At 43.4% G+C, this 23,891-nt stretch carries 30 protein-coding genes; 3 read left to right on the forward strand and 27 right to left on the reverse strand.

Annotation, left to right across the window (positions count from 1 at the left end; all coding sequences use genetic code 11):
- Positions 1-64: 64 nt before the first annotated feature.
- The gene (locus FXZ76_RS05480; protein WP_079536457.1) at positions 65-1,021 is read left to right on the forward strand and encodes a 3'-5' exoribonuclease YhaM family protein; all 957 of its coding nucleotides are present in this window, start codon (positions 65-67) and stop codon (positions 1,019-1,021) included.
- Between the two features lie 212 nt (positions 1,022-1,233).
- Here the strand turns inward: FXZ76_RS05480 and FXZ76_RS05485 are convergent, their stop codons facing one another.
- The 25 genes from FXZ76_RS05485 to mfd all read right to left on the reverse strand — a co-directional run bounded on the left by FXZ76_RS05485 (position 1,234) and on the right by mfd (position 20,222).
- Complete coding sequence (locus FXZ76_RS05485; protein ID WP_079536459.1) at positions 1,234-3,243, reverse strand: acyltransferase family protein; 2,010 nt, start codon at positions 3,241-3,243, stop codon at positions 1,234-1,236.
- A gap of 12 nt (positions 3,244-3,255) precedes the next feature.
- Positions 3,256-3,885 (reverse strand): adenylate kinase, encoded by a 630-nt coding sequence (locus FXZ76_RS05490; protein WP_079536462.1) that lies wholly within the window; start codon positions 3,883-3,885, stop codon positions 3,256-3,258.
- An 11-nt stretch (positions 3,886-3,896) separates the two neighbouring features.
- Positions 3,897-5,177 carry a preprotein translocase subunit SecY gene (secY, locus tag FXZ76_RS05495; protein WP_079536464.1) on the reverse strand — a complete coding sequence of 427 codons (1,281 nt, stop codon included), beginning with the start codon at positions 5,175-5,177 and terminating at the stop codon, positions 3,897-3,899.
- Positions 5,171-5,620: a 50S ribosomal protein L15 gene (gene rplO / locus FXZ76_RS05500; protein ID WP_079536466.1), complete on the reverse strand. Its 450-nt coding sequence runs from the start codon at positions 5,618-5,620 to the stop codon at positions 5,171-5,173. The genes secY and rplO overlap by 7 nt, the downstream gene beginning before the upstream one ends.
- A gap of 84 nt (positions 5,621-5,704) precedes the next feature.
- Positions 5,705-5,893, reverse strand: a complete 189-nt coding sequence (gene rpmD / locus FXZ76_RS05505; RefSeq protein WP_079536469.1) for a 50S ribosomal protein L30 — start codon at positions 5,891-5,893, stop codon at positions 5,705-5,707.
- Between the two features lie 2 nt (positions 5,894-5,895).
- Entirely contained in the window at positions 5,896-6,477 is a 582-nt protein-coding gene (gene rpsE / locus FXZ76_RS05510; RefSeq protein WP_079536472.1) for a 30S ribosomal protein S5, read from the reverse strand.
- Between the two features lie 11 nt (positions 6,478-6,488).
- Positions 6,489-6,863, reverse strand: coding sequence for a 50S ribosomal protein L18 (rplR, locus tag FXZ76_RS05515; protein ID WP_331712581.1), 375 nt, complete (start codon positions 6,861-6,863; stop codon positions 6,489-6,491).
- A gap of 12 nt (positions 6,864-6,875) precedes the next feature.
- Positions 6,876-7,418: a 50S ribosomal protein L6 gene (gene rplF / locus FXZ76_RS05520; protein WP_079536474.1), complete on the reverse strand. Its 543-nt coding sequence runs from the start codon at positions 7,416-7,418 to the stop codon at positions 6,876-6,878.
- 17 nt (positions 7,419-7,435) lie between these two features.
- The gene (gene rpsH, locus FXZ76_RS05525) at positions 7,436-7,834 is read right to left on the reverse strand and encodes a 30S ribosomal protein S8 (RefSeq protein WP_079536476.1); all 399 of its coding nucleotides are present in this window, start codon (positions 7,832-7,834) and stop codon (positions 7,436-7,438) included.
- Between the two features lie 87 nt (positions 7,835-7,921).
- Positions 7,922-8,107, reverse strand: coding sequence for a type Z 30S ribosomal protein S14 (locus FXZ76_RS05530; protein ID WP_079536478.1), 186 nt, complete (start codon positions 8,105-8,107; stop codon positions 7,922-7,924).
- 65 nt (positions 8,108-8,172) lie between these two features.
- Positions 8,173-8,724: a 50S ribosomal protein L5 gene (gene rplE, locus FXZ76_RS05535; protein ID WP_079536480.1), complete on the reverse strand. Its 552-nt coding sequence runs from the start codon at positions 8,722-8,724 to the stop codon at positions 8,173-8,175.
- A gap of 115 nt (positions 8,725-8,839) precedes the next feature.
- On the reverse strand, positions 8,840-9,208 hold the full coding sequence (gene rplX, locus FXZ76_RS05540) for a 50S ribosomal protein L24 (protein WP_079536482.1): 369 nt from the start codon (positions 9,206-9,208) through the stop codon (positions 8,840-8,842).
- A 14-nt stretch (positions 9,209-9,222) separates the two neighbouring features.
- Positions 9,223-9,591: a 50S ribosomal protein L14 gene (rplN, locus tag FXZ76_RS05545; protein WP_079536484.1), complete on the reverse strand. Its 369-nt coding sequence runs from the start codon at positions 9,589-9,591 to the stop codon at positions 9,223-9,225.
- Positions 9,592-9,633: 42 nt separating this feature from the next.
- Entirely contained in the window at positions 9,634-9,906 is a 273-nt protein-coding gene (gene rpsQ, locus FXZ76_RS05550; protein WP_079536487.1) for a 30S ribosomal protein S17, read from the reverse strand.
- A 16-nt stretch (positions 9,907-9,922) separates the two neighbouring features.
- Positions 9,923-10,120, reverse strand: coding sequence for a 50S ribosomal protein L29 (gene rpmC, locus FXZ76_RS05555; protein WP_079536490.1), 198 nt, complete (start codon positions 10,118-10,120; stop codon positions 9,923-9,925).
- The gene (gene rplP, locus FXZ76_RS05560; protein WP_079536493.1) at positions 10,121-10,558 is read right to left on the reverse strand and encodes a 50S ribosomal protein L16; all 438 of its coding nucleotides are present in this window, start codon (positions 10,556-10,558) and stop codon (positions 10,121-10,123) included.
- Positions 10,558-11,277 (reverse strand): 30S ribosomal protein S3, encoded by a 720-nt coding sequence (gene rpsC, locus FXZ76_RS05565; RefSeq protein ID WP_079536496.1) that lies wholly within the window; start codon positions 11,275-11,277, stop codon positions 10,558-10,560. The genes rplP and rpsC overlap by 1 nt, the downstream gene beginning before the upstream one ends.
- A gap of 3 nt (positions 11,278-11,280) precedes the next feature.
- On the reverse strand, positions 11,281-11,652 hold the full coding sequence (gene rplV, locus FXZ76_RS05570; RefSeq protein ID WP_079536498.1) for a 50S ribosomal protein L22: 372 nt from the start codon (positions 11,650-11,652) through the stop codon (positions 11,281-11,283).
- 15 nt (positions 11,653-11,667) lie between these two features.
- On the reverse strand, positions 11,668-11,934 hold the full coding sequence (gene rpsS, locus FXZ76_RS05575) for a 30S ribosomal protein S19 (protein WP_079536501.1): 267 nt from the start codon (positions 11,932-11,934) through the stop codon (positions 11,668-11,670).
- 23 nt (positions 11,935-11,957) lie between these two features.
- Entirely contained in the window at positions 11,958-12,788 is an 831-nt protein-coding gene (rplB, locus tag FXZ76_RS05580; RefSeq protein ID WP_079536503.1) for a 50S ribosomal protein L2, read from the reverse strand.
- A 451-nt stretch (positions 12,789-13,239) separates the two neighbouring features.
- On the reverse strand, positions 13,240-13,911 hold the full coding sequence (locus tag FXZ76_RS05585) for a potassium channel family protein (protein WP_079536505.1): 672 nt from the start codon (positions 13,909-13,911) through the stop codon (positions 13,240-13,242).
- A complete protein-coding gene (locus FXZ76_RS05590) occupies positions 13,899-14,312 on the reverse strand; it encodes a potassium channel family protein (protein ID WP_079536508.1) in 414 nt (137 codons plus the stop codon). Before FXZ76_RS05590 ends, FXZ76_RS05585 begins: the two co-directional genes overlap by 13 nt.
- Positions 14,313-14,356: 44 nt before the next feature.
- Positions 14,357-15,133 carry a hypothetical protein gene (locus FXZ76_RS05595; protein ID WP_079536510.1) on the reverse strand — a complete coding sequence of 259 codons (777 nt, stop codon included), beginning with the start codon at positions 15,131-15,133 and terminating at the stop codon, positions 14,357-14,359.
- Positions 15,134-15,283: 150 nt separating this feature from the next.
- A complete protein-coding gene (gene gltX / locus FXZ76_RS05600) occupies positions 15,284-16,771 on the reverse strand; it encodes a glutamate--tRNA ligase (RefSeq protein WP_079536513.1) in 1,488 nt (495 codons plus the stop codon).
- Between the two features lie 40 nt (positions 16,772-16,811).
- Positions 16,812-20,222, reverse strand: coding sequence for a transcription-repair coupling factor (gene mfd / locus FXZ76_RS05605; protein WP_079536515.1), 3,411 nt, complete (start codon positions 20,220-20,222; stop codon positions 16,812-16,814).
- A 54-nt stretch (positions 20,223-20,276) separates the two neighbouring features.
- On the opposite strand from mfd, the gene acpS reads away from it, so the two are divergent.
- Complete coding sequence (gene acpS / locus FXZ76_RS05610; RefSeq protein WP_079536518.1) at positions 20,277-20,789, forward strand: holo-ACP synthase; 513 nt, start codon at positions 20,277-20,279, stop codon at positions 20,787-20,789.
- A gap of 109 nt (positions 20,790-20,898) precedes the next feature.
- Here the strand turns inward: acpS and FXZ76_RS05615 are convergent, their stop codons facing one another.
- Positions 20,899-21,861, reverse strand: coding sequence for a P1 family peptidase (locus tag FXZ76_RS05615; RefSeq protein ID WP_079536520.1), 963 nt, complete (start codon positions 21,859-21,861; stop codon positions 20,899-20,901).
- 132 nt (positions 21,862-21,993) lie between these two features.
- Between FXZ76_RS05615 and FXZ76_RS05620 the strand changes: the two genes are divergently transcribed.
- Positions 21,994-23,127 carry an ATP-binding protein gene (locus tag FXZ76_RS05620; protein ID WP_079536522.1) on the forward strand — a complete coding sequence of 378 codons (1,134 nt, stop codon included), beginning with the start codon at positions 21,994-21,996 and terminating at the stop codon, positions 23,125-23,127.
- 22 nt (positions 23,128-23,149) lie between these two features.
- On the opposite strand, the gene nth is transcribed toward FXZ76_RS05620, so the two are convergent.
- On the reverse strand, positions 23,150-23,815 hold the full coding sequence (nth, locus tag FXZ76_RS05625) for an endonuclease III (protein ID WP_079536524.1): 666 nt from the start codon (positions 23,813-23,815) through the stop codon (positions 23,150-23,152).
- Positions 23,816-23,891: the final 76 nt, after the last annotated feature.

A 23,891-nucleotide genomic window follows, 5' to 3' on the forward strand; every position in this document is an offset into this window, starting at 1 on the left:
GAGCATTGATGTTTATATACAATGAAATGAATGGACAAAACAATTATTCAAGGAGCACCTCTAAATGCATGCAAGCATTAAAGAATTGCACACAAATGATTCTTTTACCGATTTTTATTTACTAAAAAACTACATAAAACAAGCTAAGAAAAATGGAGATCCCTACTTCCGCGTGGAGCTAGCCGACAACTCAGGAACGTGCTCAGGCATTAGTTGGGAAAACCCTGACCAATTTTACGTCTCTCAAAAGTGTATAGGCTCAATTGTAAAAGTCAAAGGCGTTATGAATGACTACAACGGAGTCCCCCAAATGCGCATATTTAACATCAGACAAGCACGCGAAGATGATTTTAATCTCTTCGACACTTCTGACATAGTGACAACTGCGCCGATCGACACAAACGAATATCAGCAAGCATTAGAAAAAATGATTGATGAAATTGCTGATGATGACTACAGATTGGTTTCACAAACCATTTATTCGGAAATCAAAGAAGAATTTCTAAACATTCCAGCAGGAAAAACCGTTCATCATTCATTTAGATGTGGTCTTTTAATGCACACAGTAAACATGATGAAACTGAGTTTAATGACTGCTGAACTTTACCACGAAATCATAGATAAAGACCTTCTTGTTGCAGCAACTTTTTTGCATGACATAGCAAAAATTCAGGAATTTACATTATCGGAGCTAGACCTTGTTAGCGACTATTCAGCCGAAGGGCAACTGCTTGGACATCTATACATGGGAGCTGCCAAAGTGAAGGAAGTCTGCGAGCGTCTTAATGTAGATGAACACAAGAAACTCATGCTAGAGCATCTCATATTAAGCCACCACGGCGAACCTGACAAAGGAGCTGTTGTTACTCCAAAGTGCGCTGAAGCCGAAGTCTTACATATCATCGACTTGCTCGACTCGAGGTTAGAGATTTATGCAGAAGAATATGAAGGACTTGAGGTGGGACAATTCTCTCTTAAGAAAAACTGGGCTCTAGATCACAGAATATACAGAAACAAATAGCTCAAAATTTAAGAAAACTGATAATGTTAATCTGACTTCTGAAACATGCGAAATTGGTCACATCAAAATAACTAACAGGAAACGCTTTCACTGAATAAATAATTTTGCAGACAAAAAAATCTGTCAAACAGTTAGCAAGCACCATAAATTGGGCAATGCACTGCTAAAAACTAAAAAGATGCATTATGTCTCATTAATGGAAGTTGTTATTTCTAGGCGCCTGAAAGTTTTTCGTTTCGTTCTTCTATTTCATCGGCCGTAGGTTCTTCAGGAAGACCACCATTTGCTGTAATTGAATCAACGATTAACTGGGTGTATTGCGGTGCCATATCATATTTCAAATGGGTTCCATCACCATCAAAAAGGTCTGACTTGTTTATGGAATAGGAATACCAATCGATGAGATAGGCGTTATCATAGCGATTGCAGCCTGAAGCAATTGATGCATTGCATGAGGAAACCCAATCTCGCGGTGACTTTGTGTTAACAAAAAATGCACGCTTATCCTTCCCCACCTTTTCCATAATATTGTCGAAATCACTATCGGACATTGGACCGTTTGTTCCAACCGCAAACACAACGACATCTCCAACAAGTTTATAGCCGTCGTAATAATCATATAGCCCAGGGACTTCACTGACATATCTGCTCACAGCACTGTCAAGATGGCCGCCTGGGAAAGCCTCCATAAACGAATCGTTGGCCATAAGCGACACCGAGTCGCCAATCAAAAGAACAGAATATGGCTTGTATTCAGGAGTTTCAGCGGGAGGAGCTTGCGCGGTGGGAGTGGCATCTTGAGACTGCTCGGAGAGCTGTTTTAAAGTGTCGGCAGTCGACACTCCAGAGGTAGCAGGTACAAAGATAATTCCGCCCAGAGCAACTAAAAAAACGAGCGCAGTAGCTACTGACGGGATTGCATGGTTTAAAAAAAATGATTTTATTCGCTGCATAGGTGAAGCGGCAAAAGCATGCCCTGAAGCATAAATTCCACCAACGCCGCCAGACGCATAGGCATAGGTGGAGTCAGCGCGCGTCCTAGCATGTTGCCTTGATCTTGCTCTGGCACGCGAGGAATCACACGTCGTTGCCTCTGGATGCAAAATTGATTTCCAAATTCGCCCTATGGCACCCTTTCTGATGGGGTTTTCAACAAACCTATATGAAAGTTCAGAAACGATAAAAGTGACAGCTAGAAAGACAATGAGAAGCCACACAGGCGCATTGTCTGCAATACTTCGCGGAATTAACAAAAGCAATATTGGATAGTGCCAAAGGTAAATGCCGTATGACCTGGTGCCAATCCAAGAACAAACTGGATTAGAGAAAATCGGAGTCAAAATAGAGCAAGGATGCACGATGTTGGCTATCAAAACCGCAGTGAGAATTGAGATAAGAATCATTCCACCACGATAAAGAAAAGGCGAAAAACCGTTTGTAAAAGTCAAAAGAAGAACAAGTCCACATAAAGAGACGATTCCTGCAACGTTAAGTTTTATTCTGTTTGTTTCGCTGAGTTGGACATCATGTTTAAATCCAAGCCCCTTGACAGGCCACACAAACGCCAGCAGAGCACCAATTAACAAAGAAAAGCAACGAGTGTCAGTCCCATAATAAACGCGGCTAGGATCGCCTGCAGGGTCAAACAGGACAACCATCAAAACAGCAGATGTGCAAGCAACTGCCCCCACAAGTCCCATAATAAACTTCTTGTCGAACTTTAACGTCAGCAACAACAGAAGCACTGGAGGCCAGATGAGATAAAACTGCTCCTCAATGGCAAGTGACCAAAATGTAGTCAGGGGAGAAGGCGCACCAAGCGCATCAAAATAGGAAATGTTTTGAAAGATTTGATGCCAATTGTTGAAGAACAATAGCGACGACAAAATGTCAGGACGCATTTTTGTCAGTAGCTCGTGATTAAAAACAGTAAAAACGGCTGCGGAAGTAAAGATAACTAAAACAATCGCAGGGAAAAGGCGCTTTACTCTTCTTAGCCAAAAATGAGGGAGATCTATTGTCCCCTTGTTTGAAAATTCAACAAGAAGAAGAGATGTGATGAGGAATCCACTCAGGACAAAAAACACTGTAACACCAGAAAGTCCGCCAGAAACAAAGGGGACTTTCATGTGATATGCAAGAACAAAAAGGACGGCAAGTGCCCGCAAACCGTCTAGGGAGGATACATATCCCTTTTTTCCAGCTGGGGCAGCTTTCCGCATTTTTATACTTTTCTACTTAAATAAATGTTCCTTGATGTCTTTATAGACAACTTCAGGGTCACGGTCACCATCGACAGTGACCAACAAATCGCAACCTTTGTAATAGTCGATGAGAGGCGCAGTTGACGTCGCATAAACCTCGAGGCGATTTCTGACAGTCTTTTCGTTGTCATCATCGCGCTGATACATCTCACCACCGCAAACTGTACACTTCTCACCTTCAGCAACAGTTCCAATGTGTCCACATGCTTTACACATGCGACGTGAGGTCAAGCGTTTAACGATAACTTCTGGCTCTACATCAACAAGAAGAGCAGCGTCTAGCGGGCGCTCCAAATCTTTAAGCATTGCATCGAGAGCAACAGCTTGCATTGTGGTGCGCGGAAAGCCATCAAGGATGACGCCTTTCTCAGTGTCTGGTTGCTGAATTCTCTCGCGCATCAAATCAATGATGAGGTCATCAGGAGCAAGTTCTCCAGCATCCATAAATGACTTAGCTTTTAGTCCAAGCTCAGTTTCGTTTTTTACAGCTGCTCTTAAAATGTCGCCTGTTGAAATGTGGCAAAGTCCAAAATCTGCAACGAGACGTTCAGCTTGAGTTCCCTTGCCAGCACCTGGTGCACCTAATAAAACAATGTTCATAATTAAATTCCTTACTTAAAGAATCCGTCGTAATTATGCATCTTCAATTGGCTCTCAACTTTACTCATTGTGTCAAGAGCTACACCAATCATAATCAAAATGGAAGTGCCACCAAATGATTGAATGAGTTGGTTGCCTGTGAAATAGAAAAGAATCGTCGGAATTACAGCGATGGCAGCAATAAACAAACCTCCAGGTAAAGTAATTCTTTTCAAAACGTTTCTAATATAGGTGACAGTTGCGCTTCCCGGACGAACACCAGGAATAAATCCACCTTGCTTTTTAATGGTGTCAGCAGTCTCTTCGGGATTAAACACCATTGAAGTGTAGAAGTATGCAAAGAACACAATCATCAAAAGTGTCAAAATCCAGTTAATCCAACCCGTAGAACAAGCATTAGCCATTGCATGGAGCCAGCCAACATTAAAGATTGCGCTCAGCTGGGCAGGCAAATAAAGAATGCAGCTCGCAAAGATGATTGGAATAACGCCAGCTGCGTTTACTTTCAGAGGAAGATAGGTGTTTTGTCCACCCATCATTTTTCGTCCTTGAACGCGCTTTGCATAAGAAACAGGGATTCTTCTTTGAGCTCTCTCAACGTAAATGATTGCAGGGATGCAAGCAAGAACAATAAGGATTATGAGAATTGTCAGCGCAATTCCCATCCCAGTGTCTGATTGATTTGTTACAGACGAAAAGATTGCGCTAGGCACGCGAGAAACGATTGAAGTAAAGATGATCAACGACATTCCGTTGCCAACGCCGCGTTGTGTAATGAGTTCGCCCATCCACATGATAAAAGCTGTGCCTGCAACAAGTGTGAAGACAATTGTGAAGCACATTAGAGGATAAGGTACGCTGCTTGGGAAAACAACGCCATATTGTTTTGATTGGAACAAAAGAAGATAGCCAATAGCATTGATGAGACCAAGTCCAAGTGTTAAATAACGAGTGACCTGTGTAATCTTTTTTCTGCCAGATTCCCCCTCTTTTGCCCAACGTCCAACAGCAGGAATGACACCCTGCATCAACTGCATAATAATCGAAGCAGTGATGTAGGGCATAATTCCAAGAGAAAACACACTAAAGTTAGAAAGAGCGCCGCCGGTAAACAAGTCGAGCATCGACATCGCAACGCCAGAATCTTGATAGGCAGTTGCAAATTCACGGAATGGAATTCCAGGAACCGGAACATAGGCACCGAGGCGATAGAGAGCAAGAATTGCAAGAGTGAACAAAATCTTCTTGCGAAGCTCTGGGACCTTGAATGCGTCGACGATCGACTTTAGCACTGCTCTTCAACCTTTCCGCCGGCCGCTTCAATCTTTGATTTTGCTGAAGCAGAAACTTTGTCAACTTTAACAGTTAAAGCTTTTGTGAGATCGCCATCTCCAAGAACTTTAACAAGATCGGTTGTGTGTTTTGTGATGCCTTTTGCAAAAAGAGTGTCGGCATCGACCGTCTCGCCTGCTTCAAACTTAGAGTCGAGACGAGAAACATTAACTGCGATATATTCAGCACGATTTGGGTTTTTAAATCCAGGTAGTTTAGGAAGGCGACGTGCAAGAGGAGTCTGACCGCCTTCAAATCCTGCGCCTTTGCCGCCACCAGAACGTGACTTTTGGCCATTCATGCCTCGACCAGATGTTTTTCCAGTTCCTGAAGCAGGACCACGACCAACGCGCTTTCTTGCTTTTGTTGAACCTGTAGCAGGTGTTAAATCTTTGAGTTCCATTAAAATCTCCTTAAATACGCTTTTGGGGGCTGCAAAAAGCGCCCCCATCTGGCAGCTCGCCGCCAGTAACTAACAAATTAACATCTAGAGTTCTTCAACAGTAACAAGATGCTTTACTTTAAAAATCATTCCACGTGTTGCATCGTTATCTGGAAGCACGTGTGAGCTGTTTACTTTGCCAAGTCCGAGCGCTCTTAGAGTTTTGTGCTGATCAGCACTTCTTCCGATTGGGCTTTTAACAAGTGTAACCTTGAGAGTCTTTGCTTCTGCCATTTTTATACCTCAGCTTTCTCGCTAGTCTCTCCAACTTTTTCGGTTTCAGATGCCTTTTCGACAACTTTAGTACCAAAAATGTGAGAGACGCTAACTCCGCGACGACGGGCAACATCCTCAGGGCTTTCCATGAGTTTTAGACCCTCAGCAGTAGCTTTAACGATGTTGAGGGAGTTGCTTGTTCCGAGAGATTTGGTGATAACGTTTTTAACGCCAGCGAGCTCAAGAACGGCACGAACTGGGCCACCAGCCATAACACCAGTACCAGGAACAGCAGGGCGAATCAAAACGCGTCCAGCACCATAAACACCCATTACCTCATGTGGCACAGTTCCTTCTTCAGTGATGGGGACCTTGAACATGTTTTTCTTTGCGTCCTCAACACCTTTTTTGATTGCGTTAGGAACTTCTTGGGATTTGCCCATTCCAACGCCTACTCTGCCCTTTCCGTCGCCAACAACAACAAGAGCTGAGAGTTGCATTCTTCTGCCACCCTTAACAGTTTTAGAAACGCGCTTAATCGAAACGACGCGCTCTTCAAGCTCAGGGATGGCGTTTTGCTGTTGATTGCTTCTTTTTGCCATTTGCTTCTCCTCTAGAACTTGAGACCTGCTTCACGTGCAGCTTCAGCCAAAGCTTTAACGCGTCCGTGATACAAGTTTCCTCCACGGTCGAATACGACCTCGCTTACATTGTTTGATTTAGCAGCCTCGGCAATCATCTTGCCAATTTCAGCAGCACCTTCGACAGTGCCTGATTTTTTGCCGCTTGCTTTGAACTCTTTTGAAAGAGTGCTCACGCCACAAATTGTGGTGTGTGTTACATCATTGATGACTTGAGCCTCAATGTTGCTGTTTGATCTGAACACACAGAGTCTTGGACGCTCTGCAGTTCCTGACACCTTGCCGCGAACGCGACGATGACGACGCGCGATGCCATTTTGTCTTTTCAGTTGGGATTGAATCATCATCACACCTCGTTATTATTTATCCTTGCCAGCCTTGCCAGCCTTACGACGTACAAATTCACCTTCGTAACGGATGCCTTTGCCTTTATATGGCTCTGGTTTTCTCCATTTGCGAATGTCGGCTGCAACTTGTCCAACCTGCTCTTTTGAAGCGCCTTTTACAACAATTTTTGCTGGATCTGGAACTTCAAAAGTGATTCCCTCGGGAGCATGAATGATGACAGGATGCGAATAGCCCAAAGAAAGCTCCATGTCGCTTCCCTTCATAGCTGCACGATATCCAACACCGACAAGCTCAAGATTTTTTGAAAAACCATGCTCGCAACCTTCAACCATGTTGTGAATGAGAGTGCGAGTGAGTCCCCAATATGCGTTTGTCTGAGGCTCTTCATCTTTAGGGCTGCAAATAATTTCAGCACCCTCTTGTTTGATTTCGATGCAATCTTGGAATGAACGAGTGAGTTCTCCAACTTTGCCTTTTACGTTTACTGTTGTTCCATCAATTTTGACTTCTACGCCCTCTGGAACAACAACAGGAAGTTTACCGATTCTAGACATTTATTCACACCTCCTGACTACCAAACATAGGCAACGACTTCGCCGCCAACACCCTTTGCACGAGCGTCACGGTCAGCCATTACACCTTCTGAAGTTGAAATGATTGCAAGTCCAAGACCGCCAAGAACGCGAGGAAGTTTGTCTTTTCCTGCATAAATGCGAAGGCCTGGTTTTGAAATGCGCTTAATTCCACGCATTGTTTTTTCGCCGTTAGGACCATACTTAAGATTGATTGTGAGCGTTGCTCTTGGGCTTCCATCAACTACTTCGTATGAAGAAATGAAGCCTTCCTCGTTCATAACACGAGCAACCTCTACGAGCTTTTTGCTCGTTGGCATTGACACACTGTCTTTGCCAGCAGACTGCGCATTGCGGATGCGCGTGAGCATGTCTGCAATTGGGTCTGTCATTGTCATTTTGATTCCCTTCTAGTTAATGATGCACAATTTGAGCGGTTCGCTTAAGTGCCCATAGCAAAAACGCCTGCTCAGTTGGTGCCAGTTCTACCAAGAAGACTTGGTTACGCCTGGCAATTTGCCTTCGTTAGCGAGCTCACGCAAGCAAACCCTGCAAAGCCCAAACTTACGAAAATAGCCATGTGGACGTCCGCAACGACTGCAGCGATTGTAGCCACGAGTCGAGAACTTAGGTTCACGTTTGGCCTTGGCAATCATCGATTTTTTAGCCATTAATTCCTTCTTTCTAAAAAGTCTTTAAATTATTCAAAACAGACAAAGTCTGAATTAAACCAAAATTAGTTTTCTTTGAAAGGGAAACCGAGTGCCTTTAAAAGCGCAAATGCTCCCTCATTGTCTCTTGCAGATGTAACAATCGTGATGTCCATGCCACGAGTTCTGTCAATCTTCTCATAATCAATCTCAGGGAAGATGAGCTGTTCGGTTACACCAAAGGTGTAGTTACCGCGTCCGTCAAAGCTCTTTGTTGACAAGCCACGGAAGTCACGGATTCTAGGAATAGCTGTTGACACAAGACGGTCATAGAATTCCCACATGCGGTCGCCTCTCAGAGTCGCTTTGCAGCCAATTGCCTGGCCTTCACGAAGTTTAAAAGAAGCGATTGATTTTTTTGCGCGGCAAATCATTGGTTGTTGTCCTGTGATTTGTCTCATGTCGTCTACTGCATGATCGAGAATTTTATGATCAGAAGTTGCAGCCCCAACGCCCATGTTTACGACAATTTTCTTAAGGCGTGGAATATCGTTAACGTTTTTGATATCGAGCTCTTTTGAGAGCTGACCACGAAGCTCGTTAACATACTTCTCTTTAAGTCTTGGCATATCAGCCATTCTTATCTCCTAACACTTGGTGATTTAAACACTGGATTTCCAAACCAGCGTCCCGCATGAGGCTTAGATGAACTAAGCCACTCACGGGCCAACTAATCATTATACTAAATCGGTTTTATTTATCGATGTCTGCGCCGCATTTTTTGCAGACACGAATCTTTTTACCATTCTCGTCACGACGACGAGCAGCTCTTGTTTTAGCGCCACATGAAGGGCAAACAAGCGCAACGTTTGAAACGTTGAGAGGTGCCTCAACAGTTTGGATGCCACCTTGTGGATTAGCTTGTGTTGGGCGCATTGTTTTTCTCACTGTGTTAATTCCCTCCACAACAACTCTGTTTTGAGCAGGAATTACACGAAGGACTTTACCCTTCTTGCCTTTGTCTTTTCCAGCAAGGATTTCGACCTGATCGTCAGATTTAATAGGGAGAACCTTGAACTTGTCGAGTTTTCCTCTTGCATTAGTTCCAAATTTAACTGCCATTACTCGTCCCTCCCCTAAAGTGTCTCAGGTGCCAAAGACACGATTTTCATGTATTTCTTGTCACGAAGTTCACGAGCGACAGGTCCAAAAATACGAGTTCCGCGAGGAGTTCCATCAGCGTTAATCAAAACACAAGCGTTTTGGTCAAAGCGGATGTAGGAACCATCATCGCGACGAACCTGCTTTTTGGTTCTAACGATCACGCAGCGAACAACTTCGCCTTTTTTGACTGATCCATTTGGGATAGCCTCTTTAACAGCGCAAATAATAACATCACCAATTCCGGCATATCTTCTTTTAGATCCTCCGAGAACTTTGATGCATTGCACTTTGCGAGCACCAGAGTTATCTGCTACTTGCAAGTAAGATTGCATTTGTATCATTTTTGACCTCTTTGTCCTTTTTAATAATGCCCAAAAGGAGCACTATTTAGCCTTCTCGACGATGTCTAATAATCTCCAGCGCTTAAGTTTTGAGATTGGACGAGTCTCGGCGATATGAACGCGGTCGCCAACGCCAGCCTCATTATTCTCATCATGGGCGTGATACTTCTTTGTGGAAGTCATCATCTTTCCATAAACTGGATGTGGTTTGTCGCTTTGCACAGCTACGACGATTGTTTTATTGCCAGCAGCGCTAACAACAACGCCTTGGCGCACCTTGCGGTGATTGCGAGTTTCTTGTGCTTCAGTAGTCATTGCTCTTCACACCTCCCTATTGCGCATTGATTTCTCTTGCTCTCATTTCGGTGAGAATGCGAGCAATGTCTTTTTTTACAAGAGCCACGCGAGCTGTGTTATCGAGCTGACTTGTAGCCATTTGAAAACGAAGGTTAAAAAGCTCTGTGCGGTTTTCAGCAAGTTTGGCTTTTAAATCTTCTGTCGTGAGTTCTTTTACTTCACTAGGTTTCATTTAGGCCTCCTTTCCTGCAGCAGCCTGTTGTGCTTCGCCTGTAACGATTTTGCATTTAACAGGCAACTTCATTGCAGCAAGACGAAGAGCCTCTTTTGCAGTAGCTTCATCAACACCATCAATCTCAAACATAATGCGACCAGGTTTTACAACAGCTACCCAATACTCAGGAGCGCCCTTACCTTTACCCATTCTAGTTTCAGCAGGTTTCTTTGAAACTGGTTTGTCTGGGAAAATCGTAATCCAAACACGGCCACCACGCTTCATATGACGAGTCATTGCAATACGAGCAGCCTCAATCTGGCGGTTAGTAATCCAATGGCGCTCGGTGGTTGCGAGACCATATGAACCAAATGCAAGTTTAGTGCCGCCTTTTGCATTGCCCCTCATGGAGCCACGTTGCACTTTTCTGTGCTTAACACGTCTTGGCATTAACATTATTTCTGCCTCCGATTCTCGTTGCCACGACGGCCACTGCGACCGCGGTTGTTGCGTCCAGAACCCTCAAGAGCTGGATCGGAATATTTCTGACCAGGCATAACGTCGCCATGGTAAACCCAAACTTGAACACCAATTGCTCCCATTTGAGTGTTAGCTGTGCAAAAACCATAGTCAATCTTTGCACGAAGAGTTTGTAGAGGCACACGGCCTTCACGATACCACTCACGACGGCTCATCTCAGCGCCACCAAGACGACCAGAGCATTGAATTCTGATGCCTTCAGCTCCACTGTTGCGAGCTGATTGAACAGCCTTTCTCATTGCACGGCGGAAAGCGACACGTCCTTCGAGCTGCGCACAAACTGTTTGAGCAATCAAATTAGCATCAATTTCTGGACGACGCACTTCAAGAACGTCTACGCTCACTTTGCCGTTAGCAATCTCTTGGAGCTTTTTGCGCAAAATGTCGATGTCTGCGCCTTTCTTGCCAATGATTACGCCTGGGCGAGCAGTTTTGATGGTGATTTTAACTGCATCACCAGTTCTCTCGATGTCAACCTTAGAAACAGCAGCATCTTTGAGAGTTTTTTCAATGTAGGAACGAAGTTTTAAATCGTTCTCAAGCAATGTCGCATAGTTTTTATCGGCATACCAGCGACTTTTCCAATTCTCAGTAATTCCGAGGCGGAATCCTGTTGGGCATACTTTTTGACCCATGCTCTATGCCTCCTTGCCAGTTGCGACTGTAATCTTGATGTGAGAAGTGCGCTTGTTAATGCGACTTGCGCTTCCCTTTGCACGAGGGCGAATTCTTTTAATTGTTGGACCCTCGTCAGCTACAGCTGTTTTAACAACAAGTGAGCTCTCGATCAAATGGTTGTTGTTCACAGCATTAGCAACTGCGCTGTTCAAAGTTTTGAGAACAACTTCAGAGACTGCACGCTCTGAGAATTGAAGAATCTCACGAGCTTGCGCTACAGATTTACCTCTAACAAGATCTAATACAATGCGAGCTTTTCTTGGAGAAACTCTCACAAATTTAGAAGTAGAAGTAGCTTCGTTTGGGTTAACTGTTTTCTTAGTTTTTGCCATGTTACTCCTCCTTCACTATTTTCTCTTGTCGGCATGGCCACGGAACGTGCGTGTTGGCGCAAATTCACCAAGCTTGTGACCAACCATTGACTCTGTTACATAAACTGGAACATGCTTGCGACCGTCGTGCACTGCAATTGTGTGACCAACCATTTCAGGGAAGATCGTTGAAGAGCGCGACCAGGTCTTGACAACTTGCTTGTCATTTTCGTCGTTCATCTTCTGGATTCTCTCCAAAAGACGCATCTCGACGAAAGGTCCTTTTTTCAAACTTCTGCTCAAAATTTTCTCCTTAAACCTTTGCGCTATTTCTTGCGACGACGGATAATGAGCTTCTGTGAAGCCTTCTTCTTATTGCGTGTGCGTTGACCTTTTGCAGGCTGACCCCAAGGAGAAACTGGATGACGACCAGCACTCTTGTTCTTGCCTTCACCACCACCATGAGGGTGGTCAACAGGGTTCATAACAGTACCACGAACAGTTGGGCGAATACCCTTCCAGCGATTGCGGCCTGCTTTACCAATTTTGATGTTGGAATGTTCAGCATTTCCAACCTCACCAACAGTCGCACGGCAAGTGAGAAGAACACGCCTCATTTCTGATGAAGGCATGCGCAAGATGGCATATTTTCCCTCTTTGCCCATCAACTGAATAGAAGCACCAGCTGATCTTGCCATTGAAGCACCTTTACCTGGTTGAAGCTCAACACAATGAATCAATGTGCCCACTGGAATGTTTGCGAGAGGAAGTGCATTGCCTGGCTTAATGTCAGCATCAGGGCCGCTCACGACAACGTCTCCAACTTTCAAACCTTTTGGTTGAATGATGTATCTCTTTTCGCCATCAGCATAGTGCAAAAGAGCAATGCGTGATGTGCGGTTTGGATCATATTCAATAGTTGCGACTTTAGCTGGAACTCCGTCCTTGTTACGCTTAAAGTCAATTACACGATAACGTGCATGGTTTCCACCGCCCTTATGACGGCAAGTGATGCGACCATAATTGTTGCGGCCAGCTTTCTTTGGTTTCTTCGCAAGAAGCGATTTCTCAGGCTTTGAAGCTGTTACATCTTCAAAGTCAGAAACCATCTGAAAGCGACGTCCTGGGCTGGTCGGCTTGTAATTCCTGATTCCCACTTTTTCTCACTTTCTTGTGACTTGACGCGAAATAGTGCGTCCCTCTTATACATTCTGACAGCGATTGCCAATAAAGCAGATAAAGAGGCTTTCTACCTTGACTCCGTCTGTCAAACGCGTCCGGGCGTGTCTGCCCTTCATACAAACGCGACTTTATATGTTACCACAAGAAAGTTAGCACTTTAGAAAAGTTTTTTCGTGCTGCCCAAAAGCCTACTTAAACCTAAAAACCAATGGCAGAAATGAAAACCTATAAAGAATTTTCTGCACTATTTAAAAACCGAAAATCATTAGCTGTTTAACTTAGACAGCTAAAAATTGCTAAGGGAGTTTTTTAAAGTTATGGCCTAGCACTCCAAACTAGCTTTAATTAAAAATCATCAACATTAAAAAACAGTTTTAATGTGCTGATTAGAAATTTATTAATCTATTAAGAAAAATGTTTAAGATGCTACAAATTCTTAAAAGCCAAACGAATTTGAGGAATCAAAGATTTGTCTGAAATGATGATTACTTTATCTCCAGGATGCAAAATTTCATCTTCTGTTGGAACTTCTGCATCACTGTCAGTTTCAATTGCAACCCATCGCGCTCCCTCAGGAAGCTCCATGTCACCAAGTCGAATCCCTTTATTCTCTGTAATGTGTCGCCGGTGAGGAATTGTGTGCTCACTTAAAATCACATCGCCATGAGTTAGGGATGAAGTGATTGAAACGCTGCCATAAAGAGCTTCTTCTAAAATCAGAGAACCAATGAGGCTTGTAGATGATACGCTCTCGATGCCAACTTCTCTAAAAATTCTTAAATTGCGAGGGCTGTTAACGCGAGCAACAACACGAGGGACATCAAAGAGACAATCAGCCAGCTCACAAGAAACAAGATTGGTTTCGTCTTGACCTGTGCTTGCCACAAAAACATCAGCACGGTCAACGCCAGCGTCTTGTAATATGCGACTTTCGCAGCAATCTCCTTGAATAACTAGAAACCGGCCGGTCAACCTTTCACTTAGGGAACTACACAACTGCTCATCTTTTTCGATGATTGCAACCTCATTGTCGTTTTCTATAATCGTTTCAGCAAGGTAAAAACCAATCTTTCCGCCTCCGGCAATTACGACATACATGGCTTTTCTACCTTCTTTAGAATTGCTTTTGCAATGAGTGTTGTGCCGCAAATGTATTCAATACCAAGTTCTTCATAAACTTCAAGACGAGTTGGATTGTAAAGTCGTGCGATAACCCTATCAACTCCGCACAAACGTTTTGCGACTTCACAAGCCATGAGATTGACGTCGTCGCTTTGGGTGCATGCAACCACAACATCGCAATCTTCTGAACCAGCTCGCTCAAGAGTGTCAACATCAAACCCTAAGCCTTGAATTTTGACGCCGTTAAAATCGGAGCCAAGGGCCTCAAAAGCTGCGGAATTCTTGTCGATACAAGAAACGTTGTGCCCTTGCAACGACAGCCCTTCAGCTAGTTGAGAACCCACTCGACCGCACCCTATGACAATAATATTGCTCATAATTTAAGAGATTATAGTCAATTGAACAGAAATAGAAACTGTGTCTAGATTAAAGCAATTTGCGAAATGGTTTTGCCATACCAATCTTCATATGTTGGAGGGCAATATTTCTTAGCAGCAGACAAAGTCACAGTGTAGCCATAGCCACTTGCAAAGCCGCTAACATGTGCATCAATAGCTGTCTCCCAGTCGGACCAATGAGCGGTTCCCATCCAGCCCCAAGCGTTGTGAGACCTGAAGCAATTTGCTCCTTTTGTTGACTCAGTGTTAGAAATAGCAGGTGAAACGCGAGGGTCAACACCATATTCAAACGCCGCATTAGCAAAAATCTCGCCGTAGCCATCTAATGCAGAGCCAGCGAGATAGGCATTTATTCTTGCGCCCCAAAGTGAAACGAATTCATCTCTGCCAATAGTGAAATCAACGCCATCGTTTGGATTTCCAGCCGCAGCTTTGTTGGAAACACCACGATTTATGCATTCATTGTCGTGCTTGCGTTTTTTTTCTGCTTCAATGCGAGCTTTTTCGTCTTCTTCGTCTTTAATTTCGTTATAGAGGGCTGAGACATCTCGCTTAGTCGTTGCCTTAAGGGCATCAGATTCATGGGTTGTGTCATCGTCAAAATCGGTTGCAGAGGTGGCCGCTTTATCTTCAACTTTTACTTGGGGCTCACCGAAGCTAAACCCATTAGCATAGGAAATGCCTGCAACAGAGATAAAAACAAAAGCACAAACAACACATAGTGCAACTGTTAGAACGCTAACTCGTGCAGTTGGTTTTGCAACCGCCGAAAAGCTTTTATTTCTAGAATTAATCTTCAAAAAACTCCATCTAACGTGTTTTGTCACAAACTCAAGTCCCCGCCCACACAGTCGGGCTGGCTCAGCTTGTTGTTCGATTGAAGTGTGATTGCTGATCCGCAAAGGCCAAGTAATGAATATTTATGAGTTACCTATTCTACCACAGAACGTTTATGCAAAAAATTTGTCTAGGACAAACTGGATTCTTGCAATCACGTCTTCCCTCTTCATGAGAACAATAGACTCAAACAAAGGAGGTGAAACCATGTTTCCACACACAGCTACTCTGATTGGTTGAAAAATCAACTTTGGCTTAAGGCCTGCCTTTTCTCCTAGGGCCTTAACTTTTTCCTGCAATGGCTCGAATTCCCATGAATTCGATTCGTCAGTGAGAACAGACATTGCAATGCGCAAAGCCTCATCGGCACGAGCACCTTCCTTTAAAAGAACTTTGTTGACAGATTTCTCATCAAGCACAACAGAATCGTCCCAGAAAAAATATTCAATCTTTTTAGGAATTTCGTTAAAACGTACCATTCTTTCGATTAAAAGAGGACAAATGCTCTTTGCAAAATCGATGTCAACATTAATGTGAGATGTTTTAGCGCCTTCTGTTTTTTTAATCCAAGGAAGCGCAACGTTTGCCCATGAATCAACATCCATATCCCGAATGTAGGCGCCGTTCATCCAGTCAAGCTTAGTCTCATCAAAGATACAGTCTTTTTTGTTGATGCGGTTCAATGAGAATTTTTGCGTCAAAACATCACGCGGAATAATTGTTGTTTCACCATCAAGAGACCATCCGAGCAACGCAAGAAAATTAACCATTACATCAGGCAAATACCCAGCATCGCGATATTCTTCAACATTAGTTGCACCATGGCGTTTTGAGAGCTTTTTTCCATCACTTCCCAAAATCATTGGCAGATGCGCAAAAGTTGGCACTTCAAGGCCTAGCGCTTCATAAATTAAAATTTGTCTAGGAGTGTTAGAAAGATGATCGTCACCCCTAACTACATGAGTGATTCTCATGTTTGAATCGTCACACACAACCGCAAAGTTATATGTTGGCATTCCGTCGGTTCTAACAAGAATTAAATCGTCCATAACGTCACAAGGAAATTCCATGTGACCATAAACTTCGTCATCAAATGTTATTGGAGCATGGTCTTTTGGCACTTTTAGTCGCCAAACATGAGGTTGTCCTGCTTCAATTCTTCTCTTTGCCTCTTCAGCAGAAAGATGTCTGCAGGTGCCATCATATCCAGCATAGCCGCCTTGTTCTTTGTTGGCTTTTTCGCGTTTCGCATCGAGTTCTTCTTTTGTACAAAAGCAAGGATAAGCATCTCCGCTCTCGATGAGTTTGTAAAGAGCATCTTTGTATGTTTGCATGCGCTCAGTCTGAAAATAGGGACCAAATTCACCGCCAATCTCAGGACCTTCGTCCCAGTCAAGACCAAGCCACTTCAAAGCACGAAGAATAATTTGTGTGTTTTCGTCGGTAGAACGTTCGCGATCAGTGTCCTCAATTCGAAGAATAAACTTTCCGCCCTGTGCCCTAGCAAAAGCCCAGTTATAAATAGCAGTTCTTGCGCCACCAATGTGAAGCATCCCTGTTGGTGAAGGCGCAAATCTAACGCGCACTTGATTGTTCGACATAAATTGTCTCCATAAAAATCAACTTTATTAAGCCAAAGAATTATAGCAAATCACTCAAAAACGAAAGAGCATCTAGACATTTGCCTGCCCCACTGTCTATATTGTGAAAAGGAACTTTAAGACGCTTTTTGTTTTTTGAATAAAGAGCTGATAGATGTCTCACGGAAGCAACCGACTCGCTGTTCAATTCTATTGGCTCAACCACCAAATAGCCACCTGCTATAGAAATGTTAGTGATGTTATTTTCAAAGCAGAAAGATCGAAGTTTCGCTTTAGCGAAATAATTAAGTGCCTCATCGGGCATCTCCCCATATTTCGATTTAACTTCATCAAAGATTTCTGACACATCATTTGAGCTAAATGCATTTGCAACTCGGCGATAGAGCATAACGCGCTCTGCCACATCTTCGATAAAGTCATCGGAAAGACGCGCAGACTCATTGATGTTTACAGAAATGTCACTTAAAACGTGAATTGCGCGGTCGTCGGCCTCATTGTTTCCTTCTCGCTCATTGACTATTGCCTCATTTAGCATTGCTGCAAACAAATCAAAACCAACAGCACTCATGTTTCCAGACTGCTCGGCACCAAACATCTCACCTGCTCCGCGAATTTCAAGGTCTCGCATCGCAATTCGAAGTCCACTTCCAAGCTCCTGATGCTCATCAATTGCCTCAAGTCGACTCTTTGAATCCTCTGTTAATGGCATGTTGTCAGGATACATAAAATAGGCATGTGCCTGCACAGAAGACCTTCCTACCCTGCCCTTTAGCTGATACATCTGAGCGAGGCCTAGGCGCTCAGAGTCTTCTATGATTAACGTGTTAGTGTTTCTGTTATCAATTCCGCTTTCTATGATTGTGGTCGCAATTAAAACGTCGAGTTTGCCAGCAGCGAAATCCTCCATAACATGCTCTAGCTCGAGTTTAGACATTTGACCGTGCGCAACACCAATTCGTGCCTCAGGAACAATTTCTTGCACTCTTTGTAGCGTCAAATCAATGGTTTTTACACGGTTCGAGACGTAATATACTTGCCCACCACGGGCAAACTCAAAACGCAAAGCCTCACTCACCACATCAGGGTTCCAGCTAGAAACATGAACCTTCACAGGCAACCTCTTTTTGGGCGGAGTTAAAATGAGCGACATGTCACGAACGCCCGACAATGACATCTGTAATGTCCTGGGGATTGGAGTTGCTGACAGGGTTAAAACTTCTATTGTTTCACGCAAATCCTTGAGTTGTTCTTTGTGCCCAACGCCAAAACGTTGTTCCTCGTCAACTATCATTAGGCCCAACTCTTTTGGATTGACATCTCGAGACAAAAGCCTGTGAGTTCCAATGAGAACATCGACACGACCTTCAGCAAACGCGGCAAGCGTTTCTTTCTGCTGCTTTTTTGTTCTAAATCGTGATATGACATCAACATTTACGCCGAGCGGGTCAAGTCGGTTTAAAAATGTTTCGAAATGCTGCTGAGCTAAAATTGTCGTAGGACAAAGAAGCATGACTTGCTTTTTGTTTTTTACTGCAACAAAGGCAGCTCGAATTGCAACTTCAGTCTTTCCAAACCCTACGTCACCGCAAACGAGTCGGTCCATAATCCTTTTCGAATGCATGTCTTGGAACACATCGTTTATGGCACTAGCCTGGTCTTTTGTTTCATCAAATTCAAACGTGCTCGAAAGCACCTGTTTTGTTTCGTCAGAAATCTCAAAAGAAAAACCTGTAACGTTTGCACGCCTGGAATAAACATCTACAAGATCAAACGCCAACTTCTTAGTCGCTGCTCGAGCTTTATTGACGGCTTTTGACCAATCGTGAGTGTTAAGTCTTGTGAGACGGGGGTTATCAGCTTCAGCCCCAACATATCGTGTGACGCGATCAAGCTGTTCAACAGGCAAAAAGAGCTTGTCTCCTTCTGCATAATGAAGCTCCATGTAATCGCGCTTAGAACCATCGATGTCACGAGTGACAATTCGAACAAACTTCCCCACACCAAAGTTCATGTGGACAACATAATCTCCTGGTTTATAGGGAAAAGTAATTTTCGTGATGTCGATGCTTTTAGAGCGACGCATGCCCGAAAGCAAGCCTTTAGAGTCATTTTTAGAAACAAGAACAAACTTGGCCTGCGGAATAACAAACCCAAGAGGAACCGAAGCTGAAGAAAAATTGACAACTCGTGGAGCAATCTTTTCAGTTAATTCATAATCTCCAATCGAAATCTCAGTTTCTAACAAATCGTCTTTAGTTGCCCGAGCAGAATTTGGATCTGGGTCCGCAAATAAAACTTTGAAACCAGCGTCAAACCAGTCTTTTATTCTGTCAACAATAGGAATCTCCACACCGCCTGAATTAGTGCGTAGAATTTTTACTTCATCATCGACAGAAACGTCAACCGACCTCATTATTGACTCAAAAGTAATGTGACGAACATTAGGAAAACTAATATCAAAAATTGAGGACGCAAACTCGTCAACCTTGTGAGAGGTGCCAGTTAATTCTTTATCAAGGTCGGCTAAAAACTTGTTAGCCTCCATAATCACCGACGTGGGTTCACACACTGCAACTGTCACATTGTCAGCCAAATAATCGCTAAATGAACTTTGCCTTTTGCACAAATGCGGCATCAGTAGGTGGGCTTCTTTTAAGTTTATGCCATCTTCCAAAACGTTTCGAAGTTTTCGCATTGAAGCGTTAGTTTTTGCTTTTGACTCGAGTTCTCTATTGGCAAAAAACTTGTTTTCTTTAGTAAGGGGAAGCTCACACACTGGATAAACTTCGACTGCACCAACATCTTTTATCGTTTGACCCGTTGATAGAAATATCTTTCGAATCGATTCAATTTCATCTCCAAAAAAATCAATCCTCACTGGATAGTCCATGTTTCCCGGGTAAACATCAAGCGTCCCGCCAACAAAAGAATAATCACCTCTGTTCTTAATTTTGTTAACACGTTCATATCCTTTAGTAATCAAGGATTCAATCACGTCATCAACTATTAATTCTTCACCAGGAGAAAAAACAAGGGGCAGAGTGTAGTTATCGCGAGAGTCAGGAAGAAGGCGCATTACAGCTGAGACAGATGCAACAACAACCACATTTTGTCCTGTCGCTAAAGCATGCAAACACATGAATCTGTTAGAGCAGGCTTTTGGGTCGATTGCCCTGTCATCTGTTAGCTTGAAGCCATAATCTGAAAATTCATAAACTTTCTTAGGGTCAGTAAATGCGCACATTTGTCTCGCGAAACTGTGCGCAGAGTCTGCTCCAGAGAGCAAGACAAGAAGCGGACCATTCAAATGCTCAAAACAAAGAGAAGCAAACATCGGTCTCGCCGAGCTAGACAGCCCCAAAGATGCATCTTTTCCTTCATCGATATTTTTAAAAAAATCGATTGCGCAGTTGTTTTTTATAAATATATTGTTGATTTCATTTGCGAGCATGAAGTCATTATAATGCCTGCTTTATAATCAAAAACCGTGACAAGAAGAAGACATATGCAAGAAGTTGTCGACCAAGCACTTTCTATTCATGCGAACTCTGAGCAGCTTGGCCTAGGCGTGGATGTAGTTGACATTTCTCACTTTAGGCTCATATGTAAACGCACGCCAAGCTTTGTTAATAAGATGTTTTCTGAATCAGAAATAAACTATGCTAACAAAAAAACTAATCCAGAAGTGCACCTTGCGGCACGTTTTGCTGCAAAAGAGGCTGTATTAAAATCACTCGGTGTTGGTTTTGGGAGAGGCGTTGGTTATAGAGACGTTGAAGTCAAAATCGAAAGAAATGGTGAGCCGAAAGTTCTTTTACACAACAAAGCCAAGACAATTGCAGACAAAGCAGGTGTGACCGACATACCAATTTCAATAACTCACACTAAAACAGAGGCAGTTTGTGTGGCAATTGCGATTACAAAAGCAAGTATTGAGTCGAAAGAAAAGGCTAATGTTGCCGTCGATGAGGTAACAAGGCAATTTAAAGAGCTCCGGCGCGGTCTAGACGAAATCTAGAAAAGCAACCACAGCAAACTACCAAACAAATTCGTCTAACGTTTCAATAGCTTTCCTATAAATGAGACAAGCTTCTAAGTTTCTTTTCCAATGATTCTAGATTTGCACATTAACGAGAAAGGCCCACAAGACCAGCAACGCTTTTTGCATGTCTAACTGCCTCACGAATTGACTCTTCAACAACTTCGGCCGCCATGACAGAAATTACGTCAACATCGGCTGCAACTTTATCAGAAGCCATTACAAAAACTGCATCTCCATCGTTTTGAGTGTGAACTGGGTTGATTGAGCGAGCATATCCATCGTGGGAGCAACTGGCTACTTTTTTGCACATCGATTTTGTTGCTTTTGCGTTTGTCATTACAACAGAAAGTGTTGTGTTTTTGACTCCCCCGAATTTCGATTTTATATTCATCGCTTTGAAAGCTGCAATCATCGTCTTTTCATTTTCGATGCCCGCAAGAAAGTCTCCATTTGATTCATATACATTTCCAAGAGCGTTCACAACCGTGAGGGCCGAAACTTTTAATTTCCCAAAGCTTGCGAATGAATAACCTATTCCAGATTTCATCGGGCTGACTAGGGGCACACCTTTAAGTCCAACTGAAGCACCTGCGCCTGCACCCACAACTCCAACTCCTGGAGCTTGTGTTTTTCCAACATTATCTAAAGCATTCCTCGCACCTTCTTTTCCCATTTCGACATCAGGGAAAACGCATTTTCCAACTCCCAAATCAAAAATGCAAGCCGCTGGAACAATTGGAACAATATCTGTGCCAGCCCGAAAACCAATTTTTTCATCTCGAAGAACGCGAGCAACACCACTTGCAGCCTCCAAGCCAAAAGCTGAACCTCCCGACAACACAACCGCATGCACGCGCTCGACCATTTTCTCTGGACTCAAAAGATCAGTCTCACGAGTAGCAGGTCCGCCTCCACGAACATCACAAGAACACACAGCTCCTTCTTTACAAACAACAACGCTCACTCCTGTCAGCGCATCATTGTCAGTAGCATGTCCAATCCCGAAATCTGCAATTTTTTCATCGATTTTTAGGTCAAATAAACTCATTAGGAAGCCTCTCAAGTTGCTTTTCAATTTGTTTCATATACTATATGAATAGACGGAGATTTATAGCGAATCACACATGGCGAAGGTCTAGAATTTGGATACCTTGGGTAATTTTTAAGGAGGTGGACCAAGTTGGCAGACGGCGAAAACAAAAACGTTAACAGCAACAAAAAGAATGACAACATTCCAGAGTGGCTTGCACAGTTCAAACGTGAGCTAGCTGGAAGCGAACAGTCCTCAGAGCCTGAGGTCAAAAAAAATGAAAAAGCGCCATATGAAAATGCAGACTTCAAAGACGCTGAAAGCATTCTGCATTCGGCAAATGGATTGCAAGGTGTTGCAGCATCAGACTATCATCCTTTTGCTTACGTCGATTTGGCGGGATATGAAAAAGCTGTAACTAAACTCAAATTCTTGGGCTTTGGAGATCGCACGCAAAGTCAAAATGAAAGCATAATCAATGCTCTTAACCGTTTTCACGGCATGACATCACGCCCTGCTCTAAAACCGCTCGTGATGATTGGTGACACACCAGAAGAGATTGAACCTCTTCTAGATGCAACAGCCGATGAGTTGTCATGCGCGACTGTGAGACTCATGATTCAAGACACCCCAACAGGTCTGCCTGGAATTGCTGCCGCAGCAAACAAAACTTGCATAAATCTTAGTCGCGGAAAAACACCTTTGCTGTGGCTGGCAGAAAACGATGGCCTTTTGATTGTTGAAAACGTTGAAGACTGGTCGATTTTCTTCGATGAGGACCCATTTGATTTGGGTGACTCAATGCAGCCAATCGTTCCGGTCAAACTAACACCAGCCGGCAAAGAGTTTTTAGGCCTGATTGAAAAATGCGTTGAAAATCCAAAAGTACAAATAATTTGTACAGCGTGTGACCAGGAAATGATTCCTGAAGAAATTCTTGATTTACTTGGAGATTTTAGCGAGGTTAACATTGAGCTACCAACTAAATCGGAAAGAATACAGCTCTGGAATCAGCTTTCGAACAACCATCCCTCACTTCGTGGATTAAACAATTCTGAACTTGCAGATTTCTGCGAAGGGCTAACTCGACACGAGATTGAGGTTATTGCTAATGAAGCGATTGCCGAGGCATACAACTCAGGACTCAAGCGAGGCTACTGCGATAGTGTGACAAGAGAAAACCTGATGGAAAAAATCATATTGCGCCTAGACCCAAAGAGTGAAGTCTTCAAGAGAATTGAAGATGCTCTAGTGAGCACATTCTTGAACTCTTTTGAGATTTAAGCGAATTGGGTCGCTTTTACAATTAATCACCAAGAATTTCACTGGGGCAAATGTCGGAAAGTGGACATGTGTTGCACCTTGGGTGCCTAGCGACACACACTTCTCTCCCAAACAGTACCCATTGGTGATTGATTTTTCCCCAGTATTCTTTTGGATAAAGTTTTAACAATTCTTGCTCAACTTTATTCGGGTCTTTAACATCTCTTGGGACGAAGGAAAGCATGTGAGCAATGCGATTAACATGCGTGTCAACTGCAATTCCACAAGGCTTTCCAAATCCCTCATTCATGACGATATTCGCAGTCTTTCTGCCAACCCCTGGCATTTTTTGCAACTCGTCAAAATCGCAGGGCACGTGCCCTTCATATTTATTAACGATAGCATCAGCAATAGCAACACACCGCTCAGACTTTACACGATAAAGGCCAATTCTTGAAATGATTGAGGCAACATCAGCTGGGTTAGCATAGCTCAAATCTAGCGGAGTGGGATATTTCTCCCAAAGCACAGGTGTTACCTTGTTAACGCTTTTGTCGGTAGTTTGCGCTGAGAGCATCACGGCAATGAGAAGCTTAAATGGGTCACCCCAAAAATCAAGTGGACATATACGCGCGCCATAACGAGCCTCCATTCTGCGCTCAACCTCAAGTGCGCGCTCAACTCTTGATTTCATAGATTCTCTTGCCATAAAAACATTTTACGAATTCTTGCAAATAAAGCAAAAAGAGCCCGCAATTTGCGAGCTCTTTAAATAAAGTTTAAGC

Source organism: Phoenicibacter congonensis (assembly GCF_902386915.1).
GTDB lineage: Bacteria > Actinomycetota > Coriobacteriia > Coriobacteriales > Eggerthellaceae > Phoenicibacter > Phoenicibacter congonensis.